24 protein-coding genes are annotated in these 20,174 nt (G+C 68.7%); 13 read left to right on the top strand and 11 right to left on the bottom strand.

What is annotated here, in order from left to right:
- The first annotated feature begins 19 nt into the window (after positions 1 to 19).
- Entirely contained in the window at positions 20 to 652 is a 633-nt protein-coding gene (gene purN / locus NDR87_RS24940; RefSeq protein ID WP_251913093.1) for a phosphoribosylglycinamide formyltransferase, read from the top strand.
- Entirely contained in the window at positions 649 to 2,211 is a 1,563-nt protein-coding gene (purH, locus tag NDR87_RS24945; RefSeq protein WP_251913095.1) for a bifunctional phosphoribosylaminoimidazolecarboxamide formyltransferase/IMP cyclohydrolase, read from the top strand. Before purN ends, purH begins: the two co-directional genes overlap by 4 nt.
- A 234-nt stretch (positions 2,212 to 2,445) precedes the next feature.
- Here purH and NDR87_RS24950 read toward each other — a convergent pair whose 3' ends face one another.
- Complete coding sequence (locus NDR87_RS24950; RefSeq protein ID WP_251913097.1) at positions 2,446 to 2,907, bottom strand: hypothetical protein; 462 nt, start codon at positions 2,905 to 2,907, stop codon at positions 2,446 to 2,448.
- Positions 2,908 to 3,101: 194 nt separating this feature from the next.
- On the opposite strand from NDR87_RS24950, the gene NDR87_RS24955 reads away from it, so the two are divergent.
- Positions 3,102 to 3,668 (top strand): LysM peptidoglycan-binding domain-containing protein, encoded by a 567-nt coding sequence (locus NDR87_RS24955; RefSeq protein ID WP_251913099.1) that lies wholly within the window; start codon positions 3,102 to 3,104, stop codon positions 3,666 to 3,668.
- A 46-nt stretch (positions 3,669 to 3,714) separates the two neighbouring features.
- Here the strand turns inward: NDR87_RS24955 and rpsR are convergent, their stop codons facing one another.
- The 4 genes from rpsR to rpmB are packed head-to-tail and all read right to left on the bottom strand — an operon-like array spanning position 3,715 to position 4,714.
- Positions 3,715 to 3,969, bottom strand: coding sequence for a 30S ribosomal protein S18 (gene rpsR, locus NDR87_RS24960; protein WP_251913101.1), 255 nt, complete (start codon positions 3,967 to 3,969; stop codon positions 3,715 to 3,717).
- 39 nt (positions 3,970 to 4,008) lie between these two features.
- Positions 4,009 to 4,314, bottom strand: a complete 306-nt coding sequence (gene rpsN, locus NDR87_RS24965) for a 30S ribosomal protein S14 (protein ID WP_251913103.1) — start codon at positions 4,312 to 4,314, stop codon at positions 4,009 to 4,011.
- Positions 4,314 to 4,478 (bottom strand): 50S ribosomal protein L33, encoded by a 165-nt coding sequence (gene rpmG, locus NDR87_RS24970; protein WP_251913105.1) that lies wholly within the window; start codon positions 4,476 to 4,478, stop codon positions 4,314 to 4,316. The genes rpsN and rpmG overlap by 1 nt, the downstream gene beginning before the upstream one ends.
- Complete coding sequence (gene rpmB / locus NDR87_RS24975) at positions 4,478 to 4,714, bottom strand: 50S ribosomal protein L28 (protein WP_251913107.1); 237 nt, start codon at positions 4,712 to 4,714, stop codon at positions 4,478 to 4,480. Before rpmB ends, rpmG begins: the two co-directional genes overlap by 1 nt.
- Positions 4,715 to 4,845: 131 nt before the next feature.
- On the opposite strand from rpmB, the gene mrf reads away from it, so the two are divergent.
- The 3 genes from mrf to rpmF are packed head-to-tail and all read left to right on the top strand — an operon-like array spanning position 4,846 to position 6,610.
- Positions 4,846 to 6,144 carry a ribosome hibernation factor-recruiting GTPase MRF gene (mrf, locus tag NDR87_RS24980; RefSeq protein WP_251913109.1) on the top strand — a complete coding sequence of 433 codons (1,299 nt, stop codon included), beginning with the start codon at positions 4,846 to 4,848 and terminating at the stop codon, positions 6,142 to 6,144.
- Between the two features lie 4 nt (positions 6,145 to 6,148).
- Positions 6,149 to 6,433 carry a type B 50S ribosomal protein L31 gene (locus NDR87_RS24985; RefSeq protein WP_251913111.1) on the top strand — a complete coding sequence of 95 codons (285 nt, stop codon included), beginning with the start codon at positions 6,149 to 6,151 and terminating at the stop codon, positions 6,431 to 6,433.
- Positions 6,434 to 6,436: 3 nt separating this feature from the next.
- Positions 6,437 to 6,610, top strand: a complete 174-nt coding sequence (gene rpmF, locus NDR87_RS24990; RefSeq protein ID WP_251913113.1) for a 50S ribosomal protein L32 — start codon at positions 6,437 to 6,439, stop codon at positions 6,608 to 6,610.
- Between the two features lie 316 nt (positions 6,611 to 6,926).
- Here rpmF and NDR87_RS24995 read toward each other — a convergent pair whose 3' ends face one another.
- Entirely contained in the window at positions 6,927 to 7,886 is a 960-nt protein-coding gene (locus NDR87_RS24995) for a DUF1906 domain-containing protein (protein WP_251913115.1), read from the bottom strand.
- A gap of 237 nt (positions 7,887 to 8,123) precedes the next feature.
- Here NDR87_RS24995 and NDR87_RS25000 point away from each other — a divergent pair, with 237 nt between their 5' ends.
- Positions 8,124 to 8,918, top strand: a complete 795-nt coding sequence (locus NDR87_RS25000; RefSeq protein WP_251913116.1) for a VOC family protein — start codon at positions 8,124 to 8,126, stop codon at positions 8,916 to 8,918.
- 216 nt (positions 8,919 to 9,134) lie between these two features.
- Positions 9,135 to 9,863: a hypothetical protein gene (locus tag NDR87_RS25005; protein WP_251913118.1), complete on the top strand. Its 729-nt coding sequence runs from the start codon at positions 9,135 to 9,137 to the stop codon at positions 9,861 to 9,863.
- 63 nt (positions 9,864 to 9,926) lie between these two features.
- On the opposite strand, the gene NDR87_RS25010 is transcribed toward NDR87_RS25005, so the two are convergent.
- From NDR87_RS25010 to NDR87_RS25030, 5 genes are all read right to left on the bottom strand, one after another.
- Complete coding sequence (locus NDR87_RS25010) at positions 9,927 to 10,718, bottom strand: MHYT domain-containing protein (RefSeq protein WP_251913120.1); 792 nt, start codon at positions 10,716 to 10,718, stop codon at positions 9,927 to 9,929.
- Positions 10,719 to 10,729: 11 nt separating this feature from the next.
- Positions 10,730 to 11,392 (bottom strand): ATP/GTP-binding protein, encoded by a 663-nt coding sequence (locus NDR87_RS25015; RefSeq protein WP_286014014.1) that lies wholly within the window; start codon positions 11,390 to 11,392, stop codon positions 10,730 to 10,732.
- 85 nt (positions 11,393 to 11,477) lie between these two features.
- Positions 11,478 to 11,852: a DUF742 domain-containing protein gene (locus NDR87_RS25020; protein ID WP_251913122.1), complete on the bottom strand. Its 375-nt coding sequence runs from the start codon at positions 11,850 to 11,852 to the stop codon at positions 11,478 to 11,480.
- Positions 11,853 to 11,860: 8 nt separating this feature from the next.
- Positions 11,861 to 12,277, bottom strand: a complete 417-nt coding sequence (locus NDR87_RS25025) for a roadblock/LC7 domain-containing protein (RefSeq protein ID WP_251913124.1) — start codon at positions 12,275 to 12,277, stop codon at positions 11,861 to 11,863.
- Positions 12,274 to 15,141, bottom strand: a complete 2,868-nt coding sequence (locus NDR87_RS25030) for an ATP-binding protein (RefSeq protein ID WP_251913126.1) — start codon at positions 15,139 to 15,141, stop codon at positions 12,274 to 12,276. The genes NDR87_RS25025 and NDR87_RS25030 overlap by 4 nt, the downstream gene beginning before the upstream one ends.
- 430 nt (positions 15,142 to 15,571) lie before the next feature.
- On the opposite strand from NDR87_RS25030, the gene NDR87_RS25035 reads away from it, so the two are divergent.
- The 5 genes from NDR87_RS25035 to NDR87_RS25055 all read left to right on the top strand — a co-directional run bounded on the left by NDR87_RS25035 (position 15,572) and on the right by NDR87_RS25055 (position 20,087).
- On the top strand, positions 15,572 to 16,261 hold the full coding sequence (locus tag NDR87_RS25035; RefSeq protein WP_251913128.1) for a response regulator transcription factor: 690 nt from the start codon (positions 15,572 to 15,574) through the stop codon (positions 16,259 to 16,261).
- Between the two features lie 79 nt (positions 16,262 to 16,340).
- A complete protein-coding gene (locus NDR87_RS25040) occupies positions 16,341 to 17,741 on the top strand; it encodes a HAMP domain-containing sensor histidine kinase (protein WP_251913271.1) in 1,401 nt (466 codons plus the stop codon).
- A gap of 143 nt (positions 17,742 to 17,884) precedes the next feature.
- Positions 17,885 to 19,231: a S1C family serine protease gene (locus tag NDR87_RS25045; RefSeq protein WP_251913130.1), complete on the top strand. Its 1,347-nt coding sequence runs from the start codon at positions 17,885 to 17,887 to the stop codon at positions 19,229 to 19,231.
- 92 nt (positions 19,232 to 19,323) lie between these two features.
- Positions 19,324 to 19,818, top strand: coding sequence for a molybdenum cofactor biosynthesis protein B (locus NDR87_RS25050; protein ID WP_251913274.1), 495 nt, complete (start codon positions 19,324 to 19,326; stop codon positions 19,816 to 19,818).
- Entirely contained in the window at positions 19,815 to 20,087 is a 273-nt protein-coding gene (locus NDR87_RS25055; RefSeq protein ID WP_251913276.1) for a hypothetical protein, read from the top strand. The genes NDR87_RS25050 and NDR87_RS25055 overlap by 4 nt, the downstream gene beginning before the upstream one ends.
- Positions 20,088 to 20,174: the final 87 nt, after the last annotated feature.

A 20,174-nucleotide genomic window follows, 5' to 3' on the forward strand; every position in this document is an offset into this window, starting at 1 on the left:
GACCCCGCCCGCCCAGTTGGTGCCGCCGACGGCGCCCGCGTCCGTCGTCGTGCTGGCCTCGGGCACCGGCTCGCTGCTGCGCTCGCTGATCGAGGCCGCCGGTGAACCGGACTACCCGGCCCGCATCGTGGCCGTCGGCGTCGACCGGACGTGCGCCGCAACCGAACACGCGCGCGCCGCTGGTATCCCGCACTTCCGGGTGGCGCTGGGCGATCATCCCGACCGGGCCGCCTGGGACGCCGCGCTGACCGCGGCCGTGGCCGCCCACGAGCCCGATCTGGTGGTCTCGGCGGGCTTCATGAAGATCCTGGGCCCGGCGTTCCTGGATCGCTTCGGCGGCCGCATCGTCAATACCCACCCCGCGCTGCTGCCGTCCTTTCCGGGCGCGCACGGGGTGCGTGACGCGCTGGCCTACGGGGTGCGGGTGACCGGCTCGACCGTGCATCTGGTCGACGCGGGCGTCGACACCGGCCCGATCCTCGCGCAGGAGGCGGTGCCGGTGCTGCCCGACGACGACGAGGCCACCCTGCACGAGCGGATCAAGGTCGTCGAACGGCGGTTGCTCGCGCAGGTCGTCGCGGCCGTCGCGACCCGAGGCATTGTCTCCGATGGACGAAAGGCAGTTATCCCAGATGAGCGAGTTCTCCGGTGAGTGAGCGCAAGCCGATCAGCAGGGCGCTGGTGAGCGTCTACGACAAGACGGGACTGGTCGAGCTGGCCACCGGCCTGCACGCCGCGGGCGTGGAGCTGGTGTCGACCGGATCCACCGCGGCGCGCATCGCCGACGCCGGAATTCCGGTGACCAAGGTGGAGGAGCTGACCGGCTTCCCCGAGACCCTGGACGGCCGGGTGAAGACCCTGCACCCGCGGGTACATGCCGGAATCCTCGCCGATCTGCGCAAGCCCGAGCACGCCGCGCAGCTGGCCGAATTGGGCGTGGCGGCATTCGAACTGGTGGTGGTGAACCTCTACCCGTTCACCCAGACCGTCGCCTCCGGCGCGACGCCGGACGAATGTGTCGAGCAGATCGATATCGGCGGCCCGTCGATGGTCCGCGCCGCCGCGAAGAACCATCCGTCGGTCGCGGTGGTCGTCGACACCGGTGACTACGACGACGTGCTGGCCGCGGTGAAGTCCGGCGGCTTCACCCTCGCCGAGCGAACCACCCTGGCGGCCAAGGCCTTTCAGCACACCGCGAGCTACGACGTGGCGGTGGCGAGCTGGATGACCAATGTGCTGGCGGCCGATCCCGAAGCGGGACAGCGCTTCCCGGCCTGGCTGGGCGGCACCTGGACCCAGGAGACAGTGCTGCGCTACGGCGAGAACCCGCATCAGGCGGCGGCGCTGTATGTGAACGAATCCGGCCCGGCGGGTCTGGCGCAGGCCAAGCAGTTGCACGGCAAGGAGATGTCGTACAACAACTACACCGACGCCGATGCCGCCTGGCGTGCCGCCTGGGACCACAGCGCCCCCGCGGTCGCGATCATCAAGCACGCCAACCCCTGCGGCATCGCTGTCGGCGCGGATATCGCCGCCGCGCACCGCAAGGCGCACGCCTGCGATCCGGTCAGCGCGTTCGGCGGCGTGATCGCGGCCAATCGCGAGGTGAGCGTCGCGATGGCCGAGCAGGTCGCCGAGATCTTCACCGAGGTGATCGTGGCGCCCGGCTACGCCGATGGTGCGGTGGAAGTGTTGCAGCGCAAGAAGAATGTGCGCATCCTGGTGGCCCAGGAGCCGCGCCGCGGTGGTGCGGAACTGCGCCCGATCAGCGGCGGCGCGCTGCTGCAGCAGACCGATATCGTCGACGCCGAGGGCGACGATCCGGCCAACTGGACGCTGGTCTCCGGCGACCCGGTCGACGAGTCCACGCTGGCCGATCTCGAATTCGCTTGGCGCGCTTGCCGTGCGGTGAAGTCGAACGCGATCTTGCTCGCGCACGACGGCGCCTCGGTCGGCGTGGGTATGGGTCAGGTCAACCGGGTCGACGCGGTGCATCTGGCGGTGCTGCGGGCGGGTGAGCGGGCCAGGGGTTCGGTGGCCGCCTCCGATGCCTACTTCCCGTTCCCGGACGGTCCGCAGCAGTTGATCGCCGCCGGTGTGAAAGCCATTGTGCAGCCGGGTGGTTCGGTGCGTGACCAGCTCACCATCGACGCCTGCCGGGAGGCCGGTGTGGCGATGTACTTCACGGGCGCGCGGCACTTCGCGCACTGAGATATATCGAAGCCCCTGCGTGGACGTGGTCTCCGCGCAGGGGCTTCGTCTTCCAGGCGCCGGGCCATAGCCATCCCGACTCCCAGGTTTCGTCATCCCGGCGCGTACGCCGGGTGCCTACAGAGCAGGGAAGGTACCACTTCCGCGGGGTCCGTGCGGTAGACCGAACCGCTATAACCGCAGTGGAATCTCTCGCTGTGAGGTACATCACTCCGAATTTCGAGGTGAGTGTATTCACCTGGCGCTGAGCACCTTTCGGTTGCCCAATGGTTGCTTCAGTGTAATCTCCAGCGTGCCGAATACGGCGATCATCGTGCACATCCGCCCGACCGCCTCCGGCAGCGTGCCTGCCCGCAACTCGACTGTTACCGTGCTGTCGGTCTCGTTCGTACTCGCGTCCACGCCATAGCATTCCGGCGAGCCGATCTGGAAGTTGACCGCGATCCGATCGGGTGCGACGCGGGTCCAGCTGTCGAACGGGACCGGACGCGAATTGACGATCGCCGGATTCGCGGTGAACGCCCGGCCGGGCTGCGGGGTGGTCTGTTCGGTCGGCGTGCTCGGTGTGGAGGTCGGGTTCGCGCTCGTATTCCCCTGTGCGCCATCGTTGTTCGCCTGGCCGCAGCCTGCGACCAGGAGAGTGAGCAGGGTGGCGGCGGCCGCGACCGCGCGCCGCGAGCCCGAGATCGGTTTCATGGCCACCCACCCTAGTGGGTCGATCGCGGGCACTGTCCGGATGTGTCCGGCCCGACAGTGAACTTTCGACAACGACTGCGCGTAATCGGTGCGCGGGCGGGTACCGAACAGTAGTGTCTGCAAACGATGAGCGAATGCAGTTCTGCGCCATCGACTTATGAGCAAGCGAAACCCTGTCCCGAAAGGACCCTCCGATGGGCGACACGCTGAACGTAGGCGATGAACTCGGTCTCGGCCAATCCCTCCAGGGTGGTGCGTACACCCTGACGCTGCAGAACGACGGCAATCTGGTGCTGTCGGAGCCCGGCGGTGTGGTGTGGGCCACCAATACCCACGAGCAGGGCGTCAAGCGCGCGGTCCTGCAGGACGACGGCAACTTCGTGTTGTACTCCGACGATGGCCCGGCCTGGGCCACCGACACCGATGGCAAGGAGGTCGATCGGCTGGTCGTGCAGGCCGATCGCAATGTGGTGCTGTACGGCAAGGACGGCAGCGCGGTGTGGGCCTCGGGCACCAACACCGACAATCCGATCCAGGTCGAGGAGGCGGCCGCCGCTCCGGTGAACGAACCGGCCGCCGAGCAGGCGCCCCCGCCGCCCGCCCCCGAGCCGCGCACCTACACCGTCGAGCCCGGCGACACCCTGTGGGCCATCGCCGAGCGCTTCTACGGTGACGGCAATCGCTACGGCGAGATCGCCCAGGCCAGCGGCATCGACAATCCGGACGCGATCGATGTGGGGCAGGTCCTGACGATTCCGTGAACAACGAAGGCCCCGACGTGCGAACGTCGGGGCCTTCGCGTTGGACTCAGCGGCTGGTGAACGGCAGCAGGGCCATCTCGCGGGCATTCTTCACCGCGATGGCGACCTGTCGCTGCTGCTGGGGGGTGAGGCCGGTGACACGGCGGCTGCGGATCTTGCCGCGGTCGGAGATGAACGTGCGCAGCAGGTTCACGTCCTTGTAGTCGACGGTTTCGACGCCCGCGGCGATGAGCGGGTTCTTCTTCGGGCGGCGCGCCTGCTCGGCGCGGACCTTCTTCGACGGTGATCGCTTCACTGGCATGTCAGCGGTTCCTTACTCACTCGCGAGATCTGCGGAGGTCTACCAACTCGATTTACGCACTCCGGGCAGCTCCCCTCGGTGGACCAGCTCACGAACCCGGACCCGGGAAAGGCCGAATTTGCGGAGATGCCCTCGGGGGCGGCCATCCGTGGCGTCCCGATTGCGCAATCGTACCGGACTGGCATCGCGCGGCAGCTTCTGCAGGGCTAGCTGCGCCAAGGCCCGCTGGTCGTCGGGTGTGGACGGCTTGCGGATGAGCTCCTTGAGCTCCGCGCGCCGCTCGGCGTAGCGGGCGACGACGGCCCTGCGGTGCTCATTGCGGTTGATCTTGGACTTCTTGGCCATCAGCGCTCCTCGCGGAAGTCGACGTGCTTGCGGATGATCGGGTCGTATTTGCGCATGATCATCCGGTCGGGATCGTTGCGCCGGTTCTTGCGCGTGACGTAGGTGTAGCCCGTGCCCGCGGTGGACCGCAGCTTGATGATGGGCCGAATCTCGTTGCGAGCCATCAGATCTTCTCCCCTCGCGCGCGCAGCCGGGCGACGACCGCCTCGATGCCGTCGCGGTCGATGGTCTTGATGCCCTTGGCCGAGACCGTCAGCGTGATGCGGCGGCCCTCGCTGGGCAGGTGGTAGGTCCGGTGCTGGATGTTGGGGTTCCAGCGGCGGCTGTTCCGCTTGTGCGAGTGCGACACGGACTTGCCGAAGCCCGGTTTGCGCCCGGTGACCTGGCAGTGGGCCGACATGCTTCCCTCCTCGGCGTGGCAGCGCGGCGCTCGTCGTGCACACCACAAACGACAATCATTTTCGACAACGGTCGCTCGACACTGTAGCGTGGCTCGATAGGAAATGAAAATCATTGTCGAAAGGGGTTCCGGTGCTGTCTCATCCCGACCGCCGCACGCCCGTGGTGGTGCTGGCCGGCTTCGAGGGCCTCGCGACGACCGGCGTGGACCATGTGGCGCGGATGCTGCGGGACACGCCCGGCACCGTCGTGGTGCGGCACGATCTGACGGAGTTGCGTGAGGGGATCGTCCGTCGGACCGTATTCGCCGACGGGCGGGAGACCACCTCCGTGCACGAGCTCGCGCACGGATGCGTCACCTGCACACTGCGCGCGGATCTGCTGCCGCTGCTGTGTCTGCTGGCGGCGCGAGATTCGGTGCGGCGCATCGTGATCGCGCTGGATCCGGCCTTCGAGGCCGAGGCGGTATGCCATGCCATCGAGGAGGTTCCGGTCGCCGGTGTGGTGGGCCGGGTGGACGGTCCGGCGGGGCGCGATGTGCGCATCGAGGCCGTGCTGACCTGTCTGGACGGGCGCGGCTGGCTGGCCGATGCGCTGAGTGACGAGAGCCTCGCCGAGCGCGGCCTGGCCGATGCCGACGACGAGCGGACGGTCGCGCAGGTTGCCGTCGGCCAGGTCGACTTCGCCGATGCCGCACTGGTTTTCGGGGTCGACGCCATGACCGTGCACGAGCGCGAGCAGCTGGGCGCGGTGCTGGAGCGGTTGATTCCGCGGGCCCCGCTGGTCTGGGTGGGCGATCCGGCCATGCTGAGCACGGGTGAGATCGAGGGTCTGCTGCAGGCGATTCCCGCCGATTCCCGGCGCGGCCGTCGCTTCGACGCGCACGCCCCACTGCTGCGCGGCCAGCCGCCGCTGCACACCGAATCCGGGGTCGAACTGATCGAATTCGCCACCGACCGTCCCTTCCATCCGGGGCGCTTGCACGAGGCGCTGGATGTGCTGTTCGACGGTGTGGTCACCGCGCGCGGCCGGATCTGGCTGGCCACCCAGCCCGACGAGGTGGTGTGGCTCGAATCGGCCGGGGCCGGGCTGCGGGTGGGCAGCGCCGGACGTTGGCTGGCCGCAATGGATGCGGAGGAACTGGCGAGTGTCGATCCCGATCGCCGAGCGCTGGCCGCGCTGCACTGGGACGAGCACTTCGGCGATCGCCATATCTCGCTGGTGATCCTGACCCGCGACGCCGATGCCGACGAGATCCGCCACGCCCTGCACTGGGCCCTGCTCGACGAGGCCGAGCTGATGCTGCTGCGCGGGGCGCCCGAACTGGTCGCGCAGTGGGAGGACCCGTTTGGTGATTGGCACGAAGACCCTTGCGACACAAGCGAAACCAGCGTCTCACCGGTGGGTGAGCAGCGCGCGAACGAAAGGTAGGCCCGTGCAGTCGGGAATTCATCCGGATTACCACCCGGTCGTATTCGAGGATGCGAGCACCGGTAAGCGCTTCCTCACCCGGTCCACCGCGACCGGCACCCGGACCGTGGAGTGGTCCGACGGCAACACCTATCCGCTCATCACCGTCGACGTCACCGCCGATTCGCATCCGTTCTGGACAGGTGCCAACCGCGTGCTCGACACCCAGGGGCGGGTGGAGCGGTTCGAACGCAAGTACGGCAAACGGGTACGCGCCCAGGCCGATCCGGCCGCGCGGAAGGAGAGCTGAGACATGGCGGTGCCGAAGCGGCGAATGTCGCGGGCGAACACCCGCAGCCGACGGGCCAACTGGAAGGCGACGCCGCCGGACCTGGTTCCGGTCCGGGTCGACGGGGTGGTGCGCAAGGTGCCCCGGCGTCTGGTCGCGGCCGTGCGGCGGGGGCTGATCGATCCCGAGAAGCTGTAGCGGGGAATGTGCTGGTGCGGCGCGGCGCGAAGGAGTTTCCGGTCGGACGGCCTGCGTCAGTTTGGCGGATTTGTCCGAGTACAGCGACGAGTTGGTTATCGGCTCGTCACGGGCAATGACGACGAACGGCGACGATTGCGGTAACGGGCAAATAGCTGCATTCTGAATTACGTACTGCTAGTACGTTTTTCAGCAACGAAAAAGTCTGCTCGAAGTGATGCTTTCGTGCCCCTGCGCCGGTACCCTCATCCGGGAGGGCGGGTTCTTCCGGATCACCGGAAGAACCCGCTCATCGCCACTTCTGGGGACGTTCCCGCTATTTTCCACCGTCGGCCCGTCCCGGCCGGGGCAGTTCGTCGATCAGCGACTCCAGGCGGTTCAGCCCGCCGCTGACGGCCGCGGCCGGACCGGACAGCAGCGAGAACGGCCAGGGCCAGTGGTTGTGCTCCGACAGCTCCTGCACCTGCTTGCTCAGCTCGGCGGTCGTCGCCTCCAATTCACTGATCTCCGTGCGCAGTTCGGCGATCTGCTGCAGGGCGGCCGCCAGCCCGTCCACCACCGTGCGGTTGCGACCGGCGGCATCGGCGCCCAGCTGCGGCCAGCCGGACAGGCCCGGCCCGCGCAGCTGGATCTGGATGTCGCGCAGGATCGCGTCCTGTTCCGGGGTCACGTCCGATCCTTCCTCCTCGATGAAGTCCCACTGCCCGAAGTCCTCGGTCAGGGCCTCGTTCACATCGCACACCACGCCCCCGACCAGGACCTGCTGTCCGGTCTGGAACAGTTGCCGCCGCGGATCGCGATTGCTGCCGGACCAGGCGACCGTCTGCCAGGCCCACTGCGCGGCACCGGCGTCCAGCGCGCGGCTCACCGGCCAGTACCCGCCGTAGATCCCGACATTCGCCCGGCCGAGCACGCTCGCGGCCCCGTCCAGGTAGGCGTTGATCGCGGGCTGCTGCCGCGGGGTGGCGTCGAAATCGGCGGAGAAGTAGATCGGGCGATCGGTGCGGCCGCCGCAGCGCAGCACCTGGTTCAGTGCCGCGCGGGCATCGGTTACCCCCGCGGCGTAGCCGTCGAGCATGCGGTTCGCGGTGGTCTCCCAGTTCGACACGATCGATACGCCGTGCCCGCGCAGATCGGCCGCCTCCTCGGGCGTGAGCAACTTGCCCGGCAGGGTCGCGCCACCGGAGGACAGGTAACGGACCACGAAGTCGTAACCCGCGGCCCGGATCGCGCTGCCACCGGGCCGAGCGGCGGCGTAGTCCAGGCCGAAACGCATGAATCCCACTGTAATTCGCATGGCGATGACTCGCTGGCGCATGGCGAAGGTCGGCGCGGATGTGAGGGGGCTGAACGGGTGCGAGTGTCGACTCGCCGAAGTTGTCGGTGGTAGCTGGTTCACTACTTATGGCCGTGTGATCGGCATCACTTTTGGGGCGGGTGCGCATCGGCGCGCGTTCGGTCGGAAGCCGACCCGCGGCCGCAGGCAACAGCACGATCAGAACGGAGATATCTGATGCCTGTTCACGACGGACCTTGGCCGCAAGGCACCCCCTGCTGGGTGGACTGTCAGGTGGACGATCCGGTCAAGGAGAGCGAGTTCTACGCGAGCCTGTTCGGCTGGGCGATCGAGGGCGGCGGCGAGGAAGCCGGTGGTTATCTGATGGCCATGAAGGACGGGCAGTCCGTGGCCGGGATCGGCCCCAAGCCGCAGGCGGGCATGATGTCGGTCTGGACCACCTACTTCGCGGCCGACGATGCCGACGAGATCGCCGCGAAGGTGGCCGACGCGGGCGGTCAGGTCATGATGACGCCCTTCGACGTGCTCGATGCCGGACGGATGTTCGTCGGCTCCGACACCACTGGCGCGGTTTTCGGCGTCTGGCAGGCCAGGGCCCACAACGGCGCGGCCGTGCACAACGAGCACGGCGCGTACTGCTGGAACGAGCTGCACACCCGGCAGCTGGATACCGCGGAGCGGTTCTACGCCGACGTCTTCGGCTACACCTACGAGCACATCGGTGACGGCGCGACGATGCGCTACGCCATGTTCACCCCGCCCGGCGCCGAACAGCCCGCGGGTGGGATGAACGACGACACCCTGATGCCGGGCGAACCCATGCCCAGCTACTGGATGACCTGGTTCCAGTACGACAACGTGGACGAGGGGCTGGGCCGCGCCCGGGAACTCGGCGCCACGGTCATGATGCCCGCGACCGACTCCCCGGTGGGCCGGATGGCCATCGTCGCCGCCCCGCAGGGCGAGGCCTTCGGGATCATCGACACCAACGTGCGCGTGGGCGAGATGTAGTTGTCCCATCGAATCGGCTGAGGGTTTGCTGGGGCCCTCAGCCGGTCGTCGAATGCCGAATTTTCGGCTTTTTAACACATCCGGCACATTCTTGGCGGGTTCTTGATGGGCCTTGTTACTCGTTCGTAATAATAGCAAGACAGCATGCTGGAAGGTTCGATTCGGAGCCTGCGCGCCAATGGTTGGTGGCGCACCTGCTGAAGAAAGCGTTTCCAGATGAGGTTCACTAAGTTCGCCGCGACATCGGCGCTGGTCATTGCCGCTCTCGGTGTTTCGGCGGGTACTGCCTACGCCGAGCCCGCCCCGGCGTCGAATTCGACGCTGCAGACCGATGTCGCGCCGGGCATCCACTACCGCGCGAGCCTGGTCGACCACTCGGTCGTCGTCAGCACCGACAGCGGTTCGATGGCGGCCCGCGACGGTCAGTTCCAGGTTCTCGACGGCAGTGGCCGGGTGGTTGCTGCGCTTCCGCTGAGCTATCAGCGCGACGGTCTGAGCTTCCCAATCGCGGCGGCGATCGACGGCAACACCGCGACCCTGACCCCGAGCGTCGACCGCGCCGCGGCCACCCCGGTCGCGAAGGGCGTGCCGGATCTGCGCTACGTGGACGCCACCGCCAACCCGAACTTCAACCAGGCGCTGAGCAACCTCTCCAGCGAGATCTCGATCGGCGTCGCGATCGGCACCCTGGTGGGCACCGCGATCGGTGCGGGCATCGGCTGCGTCGCCGGCGGCATCGTGTCCGGTCTGGCCGGTGCCGCGGTCACCATCGGCACGCTGGCGGTTCCGGCCGCGATCGGCGGCTGCCTGGTGACCGGCGCGGCCCTGGCGGCCATGGGCGCGGTCGCGGGCACCATCATCATCGGTGGGCCCGTGGTGGCGGTGGCGCTGATTCAGTTCTTCGCCGACGTCGCCACCCCGCCGGTTCCCGCTCCGGCGCCCTGACGGGTCCCCACCTACGCCTCGGGCCGGATCACCTCGGTGATCCGGCCCGAATGTCGTTTCGGCTCAGGACGATTGCGAGCTGAGCGAACGGCGTCGCGCGGGCGGCTGCGCCGCAGTCCGGCGCGCCGCCCGCGCGCTGCTCGAGCGATCCGGCGCCACCAGCACCGCGGTGATCGGCACCGCCAGCGACAGCGTGCCCAGCACGAAGACCGGCACGAACAGCGTGAACAGATCGTCGCCCGCGGGCAGTCGCGCCGTGGCGTCCAGCCGCACCCGCACGCCCGCCAGACCGAGATAGTGCAGCGCGCACACGGCGATCGCGAAGATCGCCGCCACTCCCGCGAGTGTGAGCAGGGCGCGCGGCCGGGTCGTGGTCACCAGCAGCAGCGCCGACGCGGCCACGGCCAGCACCGTCGCGCCGAAGGCCGCGAACGGATTCAGTGTGACCGAACCCTGCACCCGAATCGCGTCCATGCTCAGCAGATGCATCAGCCCCAGCCCGAGTCCCATCACCGCGCTGCCCGCCGCCAGTCGGGGCAGCGCGGGCGCGCGACCGGCGACCAGCAGCCCGGCCAGCACCGCGACCACCGCGAGCACCGCCGCCAGGCCGACCCGGCCGACGTCGTAGTGGACCTCGCCGCCCGGAATGCCGACACCGAGCATGTCGACGTACACGGCCAGCCACGTGCCGACCGCGCCGATCGATACCGCCGCGGCGGTCAGCCACACCAGCCGGAACTTGGCGGTCACCGACAGCATCGACTGCCGGATGCAGGCCAGCCCGACCAGGGCGCCCGCCAGCGAAACACCGAGCGACAGCCCGAGAACCCACAACCCCATTGTGAAATAACTCAAGGCCCCGCCCCTCAGCTCTGACCGACGGCCTGCCGCTGTGCCGCCTTGAGGCGCTGGATCGCGTATTCGGTGACCGCTGCCAGCGCCCCGCGCACCTCGCCCGCGTCGCGCGCATCGATGTCCACGATCGGCACGCCATCGCGCACCGACAGCGCCTCGCGCATCTCGGTCACCGGAAAGCGCGGCGCGTCGGGAAAACGATTGACCGCCACCAGGAATGGCAGCCCGCGGGCCTCGAAGAAGTCCACCGAGGCGAAACTGTCCTCGATGCGGCGGGTGTCGACCAGGACCACCGCGCCGATCGCGCCGCGGATCAGGTCGTCCCACATGAACCAGAACCGGCGCTGGCCGGGCGTGCCGAACAGGTACAGCGTGAGGTTGCCGGGCAGGATGATCCGCCCGAAATCCATCGCGACCGTGGTGGTTTCCTTGCCCGGGGTGGCCGACAGATCGTCGACGCCGTCGGACACCCCGGTCACCATCGCCTCGGTGCGCAGCGGGACGATCTCCGAGACCGCGCCGACGAAGGTGGTCTTTCCGACGCCGAAACCGCCCGCCACCACGATCTTCGTGGAGGCGGTCCGGCCGTCGATATCGGGGGAGAACGGATTCGGTTGCGGTAGTGCGGCATCCGAGGCGGAGGTGGAGGGCGGTAGCGAATTGTGCTGCGGCATGAAGGGATTCTGGTACGGTCCTGGTGTTCCGGGCGGGGGGTGGGGCGAATTCGGGCTGGTGACAGCGGTTTTCGGTAGTTCGGGATCAGAGGGCACGCAGTCCACGCAGGGTCCTCTCCATCAGGTCGCGGCGCTCGTCGAAACTGGCGTGCTCGCTGAGTGTGGTGTGCACCCGCATGGTTCGCGCCACGACCAGATCGCCGATCACGACCCGGATCATGCCCAGCGGTCGCTGCATGTGCGCGGCGATCTCGGCCACCGACAGCCGGGCCGTGCCCAGGCGCAGGATATCGGTGCGGATATCGCCGATCGGCCAGTCGAATTGGTTGGCGTACGGCAGGGTTTCGACCACCGCCTCCAGCGGCAGCTCGACCGCGGGCTCGGTCCGCCCGGCGGTCAGCGCATAGGGGCGGACGCGTGTGGTTGGCCGGCCGGAGCCGGCACCGAGGGAACTCGACATCGCACTCTCTAGACCGCCGAACGGGCCGTGGCTTGCACGACCGAACCGACCCGATCCACCAGCAGCGCCATCTCGTATCCGATGCGGCCGATGTCGTGCTGCTTGTTGGCGAGCACGGCCAGATGCGAGCCGTTGCCCACGCTCATCACCAATAAGTAGCCGCGTTGCATATCCACGATCGATTGCATGACCTTGCCGCCGTCGAACAGCTGGGCCGCGCCCGAGGACAGGCTGGCCAGCCCGGCGGTGACGGCCGCCAGCTGCTCGGCCCGGTCCCCGGGCAGATGCGGGCTGGTGGCCTGCAGCAGGCCGTCGGCCGAGACCAGCACCGCGTGGGATACGCCGGGAACGTCGCGGGTGAAGCGGGTCACCAGCCAGTTCAGGTTCTCGTCGGTCCCGGTCGTGGTCTGCTGGGTATCGGTCATGCTGGCCCTCCGTCGTAGTACTGGGCGTCCGCGCGTCCGCTGCGGACGCCGCTCAGATGCCTGGACAAGTTGGTGCGGATCTCCTCCGGATCGGGGGCACCGGATCGGTTCGTGGTCGTGAGGCCGCCGGGCACCAGCTGCGCGCCCGGTCGGCGGATCGGCAGGCCGCCCTCGGTGTGCCGCGCCGTGGTCGGGCTGCTGGCCTCGGCCGCGGCCGCCCAACCGGCGTCGGCCGGTGAGGACCAGCCGTCGACGGGCCCACTGGACGAGGGCTCGACCAGCCATTCCGAGACCATGCGCTGATAGATCGGCGTCGGTCCGTCGCCGGTGCCGGAGGCCGCCTCGGCGGCCGGCTGCTGAGCCAGGGTGTGTTCATCGTCTCGCTGCGGCGGGTAGTCCTCGGCTTCGGCCCAGATGTCGAGCGGTTCCGAATCCTGCTGCGCGGATTCGTCTTCCGCATGCTCCGATTCCGAATTCTGCCGTACGAAGCCGTCCTCCGCCCGAATTGATGCGAAATCTTCTGGGGTGAAGGAGTTATCGGTACGTGTCGGTTCCGAATCCTGTCGAGGGAACGGATCTTCCTGCCCGGACGGATCCGCATCCCGGTCGGCGAACGGCTCATCCGCCCACGGTGATTCCGGATCGCGCGATGCGAGGTCGTCGTCCGAGCGGGCCGGTTCCCACTCGCGCCGGTCATCGTCGACCGGATCGAGTTCGGGCGCGTCCGCCGCGGCGGCGGGCACCTCGTCGTCGCGGCCGAAATCGGCGGCGGATCCGCCGATCACATTGTCGGCGTGGGCGGATTCGCGATGGGTGAACAGGTGGCCCGTGCCGCCGTGGGTGAACAGGCCGTCGGTGAGCGCCGGGTCCGGTCCCTCGAGATCCTCGGCCGGGATCGGCGGGCCGAAGTCCGCCGCCTCGCCCGGGCGGCGTTGCGGTAGTTCGGGTTCCGGCCGGGTGAACAGGCCGGTCTGCTCGGCGTCCGGGACCGCGGCCAGGGGCGTGGGGCCGAGCGGGCTGGGGAACGGGGCGATGATGGGCTGCGGACCGGTCGCGGACTCCGGCAGCGGGGAGACCAGCGCGCCGGGCAGATGCACGCTGGCCGTGATGCCCGCCTGCTGTCCCGCGGCCGAGGTGCGGCGCAGGCTCACCGTGACGGTATGCCGCTTGGCCAGGCGACCGACGACGAAAAGACCCATGCGCCGGGCGGTCTCGACGGTCACCTCGCCACCGGAGGCCAGCCGTTCGTTGATCGCGCGCAGATCCTCCGACGACATGCCCAGGCCGCGGTCGGTGATCTCGATGAGATAGCCGCCGTCGACCGCGCGCGTCACCGACACCGCGACGGGGGTGTTGGGCGGTGAATAGCGCAGCGAGTTGTCGATCAGCTCGGCCAGCAGATGTTCGATGTCGACCGCGGGCTCACCGGCCACGATGCCGTCGGGCACGGTGCCGATCTCCACCCTCTGATAGTCCTCGACCTGCGACACCGCACTCCAGAGCATGTCCGACAGCGGTGTCGGCGGCAGCATGCCGCGGCGCAACGCGGTCCCGGCCAGCACCAGCAGGTTGTCGCCGTTGCGGCGCATGCGGGTGGCCAGGTGGTCGAGGCGGAACAGGCTCTGCAGCCGATCGGAATCGTCCTCGTCGCGCTCCAGATCCTCGATCAGCGCCAACTGCTGTTCGACCAGCGACTGGCTGCGCCGCGACAGCGTCTCGAACATATTGCCGATCTGCAGTCGCAGCCGGGCCTGCTCGGCGGCCAGATGCAGGGCCTGGCGGTGCATATCGTCGACCGCGCGGGCCAGCTGGCCGATCTCCTCGGTGGTGTCCACATCGACCGGGACGATCTCCGGGGTCGCCCCGCCCTCGCGCACGACGGCCAGCTCGGCGGGCAGATCGGTATGGGCGACCTGCAGCGCGTCGCGGCGCAGCCGCCGCACGGGGACGACCAGCGAGCGGGCGACCGCCAGCGCCAGGGCCAGACCCACCAGCAGGGTGACGACCACCAGCGCCACATCGCGCAGCACATTGGTGCGCGCGTCGATGGAATGTCGGGACAGGCCCGAATCGATCAGCGTCGCGAGCCGGTCGGTGGCCTCGTTGTAGGCGTCGGTGCTGATCCGCATCGAATCCGCCACGCCGGGAACGGCGATCGGCTCCGAGGAGTTCTGGCTGAGCGCGTTCATCCGGGTCTGCAGCGCGTTCAGCAGCACCTCCGGCCGGACCGCGGAGTCCGGCGCGATGGAGGTGTAGTGGTGGACCATGGTCTGCTCGGCGCCGATGGCGCTGAGCACGCGGGCCAGCGCGGCCGGATTGTCGCCGATTTCGCCGCCGGTGATCAGCAGCTGCTGCTGGGTGAACTGGCGACGCGCGGCGGCGACGGCGCCGAGCTGGTCGAAGTAGTGCGAGATCGTGCCGTCCTGCGGGGTGGGCAGCGCGGTGAGGGCGGTGCCGACGTGCCGGGCCACCTCGTCGGCCTGCTGGCCGATCGCGGTCGGGTTGTTGGCGCGCGGATTGTTGCGCAGCGTCCGCCCGGCGGCCAACGCCTCGGTCAGCTCGCCGATCGCCCGCTTCTCGCCGCGGGTCGTCTTCAGCGCCGACTGCAGCTCGGCCGTCGCCTTGTCGAATCGCCCGGTCGCCTGATCGAGCACAGCGTCGGTGGGGCGTTCACCGCCGCCCGCGACGACGGCGAGCTGTTCAGCGGCGGCGGCGAAGGCCAGCGTGGGCCGGATGATCCGGGCCTGCTCGCTCGCGGCGTCCAACTCGGCGATCCGGCCGAGCTCGTCCTTGATGCGTAACACCGCGAAAGTCGAGGCCAGGAGCACCGGTAGCAGCAGGACGATGCCGACCTTGCTGGTCACGGACAGGTTGGACAGACTCCTCTGCCATGGCCGCGGTGCAGTGCCCATCCCGCTTCCGTCGCCTCCGCTCGCGTAGTTGCCCCGGGCTCCGACCGCGCTGCCCCGAGGGCCCCGCTCACGAGAGGCGCCGTACCCGGTGGGTGTTCGAATTCGCACTCAGTGAACTGTCGACCGTACGGGTCCAACGGGTTGAGAACCAACTAGGGGTCTACTTTTACCGCAGGCAACATACCGTGTGAACATCGTCGCGGCAATTCGATGGTTCACTGGGTGGTTCGCCGAAATTCGCTGTACGCAAGCACTTTCACACACGCGCGAAAACAAAGCGCGCCCCCGGCCCCGAACGCGCAGGTCATCCCGGCAGATCCGCTGGCGTGTCGGATGTTTGCTTCTCAGTCGACTCTCAGTCGATACGTTCAGACTGGAGGCCATGCGCATTCTGGTAGTCGACGACGACCGCGCGGTTCGGGAATCGCTGCGCCGGTCGCTCACCTTCAACGGCTACTCCGTCGATCTGGCAGTGGACGGGGTCGACGCCCTGGACAAGGTGGCCGCGGGGCGGCCCGACGCGTTGGTGCTGGACGTGATGATGCCGCGGCTGGACGGGCTCGAGGTGTGTCGGCGGCTGCGCAGCACCGGTGACGATCTGCCGATCCTGGTGCTCACCGCGCGCGATTCGGTCTCCGAGCGGGTCGCGGGACTGGACGCGGGCGCCGACGACTATCTGCCCAAACCCTTCGCCCTCGAGGAGCTGCTCGCGCGGCTGCGCGCCCTGCTGCGCCGTACCGCGGCCGATTCGGCGGTCGAGACGTCGGAGACCATGAAATTCGCCGATCTCTCGCTGGACCCGGTCACCCGCGAGGTGGCGCGCGGCGAGCGCGCCATCAGCCTCACCCGCACCGAATTCTCCCTGCTGGAAATGCTGATGGCCAATCCGCGGCGGGTGCTGACCCGCAGCCGGATCCTCGAGGAGGTCTGGGGTTACGACTTCCCCACCTCCGGCAACGCGCTCGAGGTCTACATCGGCTATCTGCGCCGCAAGACCGAGGCCGACGGCGAACCGCGGCTGATCCACACCGTGCGCGGCGTCGGCTACGTGCTGCGCGAGACGCCGCCGTAGGAGCATCGTCGCCGTGGGAAGGACCAATCCGCGCCAACCCGTGATCGCCGGGTTCGGGCATCCGCCGGACGCGCCCGAGATGCGCCCGCCGATGCCGCTCACCAGCTCGGTGACCCTGCGCTGGCGGGTGACATTGCTGGCGGCGTCGGTGGTGCTGGTCGCCGTCGCGCTCACCTCCATCGCCGCCTACGCGATGGTGGCGCGCTCGCTGTACGCGGATGTGGACAATCAGCTGCGTGCGCGGGCGCAGGTGATGGTCAACAACAATATCGATGAGGCCGGTTTCCAGGCGCTGCTCTCCTTCGCCGCGGTGTACGCCAACGACACCGGCATCGCGATCATCTACCCGGAGATGCCCGACCTGCCGCTGGCTCCAGCGCAACCGACGAAGACGCGGATCGGCGCGCCGGAATGGGCGGTGTTCAAGGGCAAGGTCGACTCCTCGCTGCGCACGGTCGACAACCAGCGGGTGTACGCGCGTCGCACGAAAAACGGGGCCACCCTGGTGCTCTCGCGGTCGTTGCAGCCGACCAAGGAGACGCTGGACCGGTTGGCGTGGTTGATGTTCGTGGTCGGCGGCTGCGGCGTGGTGCTCGCCGGTGGCGCGGGCGCGGGGGTGGGGCGCACCGGCCTGCGGCCGATCGCGCGGCTGACCGCGGCCACCGAACGGATCGCGCGAACCGACGACCTCACCCCGATCCCCGTCGTGGGCGACGACGAATTGGCCCGGCTCACCGAGAGTTTCAACACAATGCTGCGCGCGCTGGCCGAATCCCGGGAACGGCAGCGACGCCTGGTCGCCGACGCGGGCCACGAGCTGCGCACGCCGCTGACCTCGCTGCGCACCAATATGGAACTGCTCATCGCCTCCTCCCGCCCCGGCGCCCCGGCGATTCCGGTACAGGAGATGGACGAGTTGCGCGCCGACGTCACCGCCCAGATCGAGGAGTTGTCCACCCTGATCGGCGATCTGGTGGATCTGGCCCGCGAGGACGCGCCCGAGACCATTTACGAGCCGGTGGATCTCGGCGAGGTGGCCGAACGCGCGCTGGAGCGGGCGCGGCGTCGGCGCAGCGGCATCGAGTTCACCGCCGATCTGCGGCCGTGGTTCGTCTACGGCCACGAGGCCGGATTGGAGCGCGCCATCCTCAACGTGCTGGACAATGCCGCCAAATGGAACGCCGAGGGCGAACCGGTGCGGGTCACCATGCGCGAGACCGGGTCGGGTTTGCTGGAATTCACCGTCGACGACGCCGGGCCGGGTATTTCCCAGGAGGAGCGGGAGCTGGTTTTCGAGCGCTTCTATCGGGCCACCTCGGCGCGCTCGATGCCCGGTTCCGGGCTGGGACTGGCCATCGTCAAACAGGTGGTCACCAAGCACGGCGGCACGATCACGATCGAAACCTCCGACCGCGGCGGTGCGCTCGTGCGCATAGTCCTGCCCGGTGAGGGCGTTTCACAGCCGCAGGAGTGGGGATAGCGGGAGAACATTGTCCGTGGATATCCGTTTTAGGATGACACGGGTAAGCACTACGGATGTCTCGTAGAACTGACAGTGCGGTCTCAGGGCGCTCTCAGTCGAGGTCACCAGACTGGCGACGGACTCGAGGAGAAACGAGGGAAATGACCGAGGATTCGAAGGACAGGCGCGAGGAGCCGGACGCTTCGGGGACGAGTTCGACACCCGTTGCCGGACAGCAGTTTCCGTATCAGCAGGGTGCATTCGGTCCGGCCCCGGCCTACGATCCGCACGCCCAGCACACCGCGCCGATGCCGCCCTATCAGCAGCACTACGGGGCGCCCGGCCAGCCGCCGATCGGACCGGACGTGGCGGCGGGCCACGGCGCCCAGCCGCCGCGTCGCCGCGGCGCCGCCGGGCTGATCGCCGGGGCCATCGCGCTGGCACTGATCAGCGGCGGCATCGGCGGTGCGGTTGGCGCCCTGGTCAGCCGCCACGACGAGAAGGCGCCGGTCAGCAATGCGCTCAACGCGCCGCCGCCCAAGGCCGCGCCGGTCGCCAACGCCCCGGCGGGCACCGTTCCGGCGGTGGCGAAGAAGGTGCTGCCGAGCGTGGTGATGATCAGGGTGGCCGGGGCGCGCGCGGAGGGCGAGGGCTCGGGCAACATCCTGTCCTCGGACGGCCTGATCCTCACCAACAATCACGTCGCCAGCGGGGCGGGCCCGAATGCCAAGATGGAGGTCCAATTCAACGACGGCAGTACGGCTCCGGCCACCGTCGTGGGCGTCGATCCGGTATCGGATCTGGCCGTCATCAAGGCCACCGGAAAGACCGGTCTGACGCCGATCGAATTGGGCACCTCGTCGAATTTGCAAGTGGGACAGACGGTTGTCGCCATTGGTTCGCCCCTCGGCCTGGCGGGAACGGTCACCACCGGAATCGTGTCGGCGCTGAACCGGCCGGTCTCCACCAGCGGTGAGCCGGGAATGTCGCAGCCGCCGGTGATCTCGGCGATCCAGACCGATGCCCCGATCAATCCGGGCAACTCCGGTGGGGCCCTGGTCGATATGGACGGCAAGCTGGTGGGTATCAATACCGCGATCGCCACCCTGGGCGGTTCGGAAATGGGCGGCCAGCAGAGCGGTTCGATCGGCTTGGGTTTCGCGATCCCCGTCGATCAGGCGCGTCGGGTCGCCGATCAATTGATCAAGACCGGGCACGCCACCTACGCCCAGATCGGCGTGACGGTCATGCAGAACGATCCGACCACCGGCGCCCGGATCCGCGATGTCCTGCCGAACAGCCCGGCAGCCAAGGCCGGAATTCCGCCGGGGGCCATCGTGACCAAGGTCGACGATCAGATCATCGACTCCGGCAACGGCCTGATCGCCGCGATTCGCACCCATCAACCCGGTGACAAGGTCAAGGTCACCTACACCGGCCCGGACGGCCGGGATCCCAAGACCGTCGAGGTCACCCTCGACGCCGCACCCGCGGAGGCGCCCCGATGATGATTCACCGTCCACGCACCCTGAGCCTGCTTCCGGAATCGGTTGGCGGGGGACGGGAACCGTTGTCGGTCACGGACGCTACGGTGAGCAGCATGGAAATCGATGCCGCAGTGGCCGGCCGTGCACTTGTCGTGATCGTCGACGACCGAACCGCGCACGGTGGGGTCGACTCGCTGGGGCCGCTGGTGACCGAACTGCTCACCGAGGCCGGATTCCTGGTCGACGCCACGGTGCTGGTGGCCAATGACGAGGTCGAGATCCGCAACGCGCTCAACACCGCCGTGATCGGCGGCGTCGATCTGGTCATCTCGGTCGGCGGCACCGGCATGTCCCCGCGCGATGTCACCCCCGAGGCCACCGCCGAGGTCCTCGATCGCGAACTGCCCGGCATCAGCGAGGCGCTGCGCTCCTCCGGCCTGGCGGCCGGTTCGCTGGACGCGGGCCTGTCCCGGGGTCTGGCGGGCGTCTCGGGCAGCACCCTGGTGGTCAATCTGCCCGGTACCCGCGCGGCGGTTCGCGACGGCATGGCCACCCTGGGCCCGCTCGCCAGCCGCGTCATCGATGAGCTGTCCGGATTGGCGGAGTGACCGACGCGCCTCACGCCGAGGACCGGCCCGCCCGCCCGGCCAGGACGCGGTGGGCCGTCGATTCGGCCGACGAGAAAAGCGAACAGCCAACCCCTCGCCCACGCCGGGCGGGGGGTTCGTCGCGTTCGGCCGCCGATGCCGCGCGGCTGGCTCGAATCTTCGGCGAGACGCTGCCGCAAACAAGTAGTGACGAACGGTCTCCCGACGGCGAGCGGCCGGGCTCGTCGGACGACTGGTTGCGCTCGCAGGTGCCGCCGCATCACCAGTGAGCGACCGTCTCGATTGCGCCACGGGGGAGGGCCGGTCATGTTTCCGAGTTCTCACAGCATTTATGCACTATGCGTAATATGACCGAG

It is taken from the genome of Nocardia sp. CDC159 (genome assembly GCF_023740735.1).
In the GTDB taxonomy this organism is placed as follows: Bacteria; Actinomycetota; Actinomycetes; order Mycobacteriales; family Mycobacteriaceae; genus Nocardia; species Nocardia pulmonis.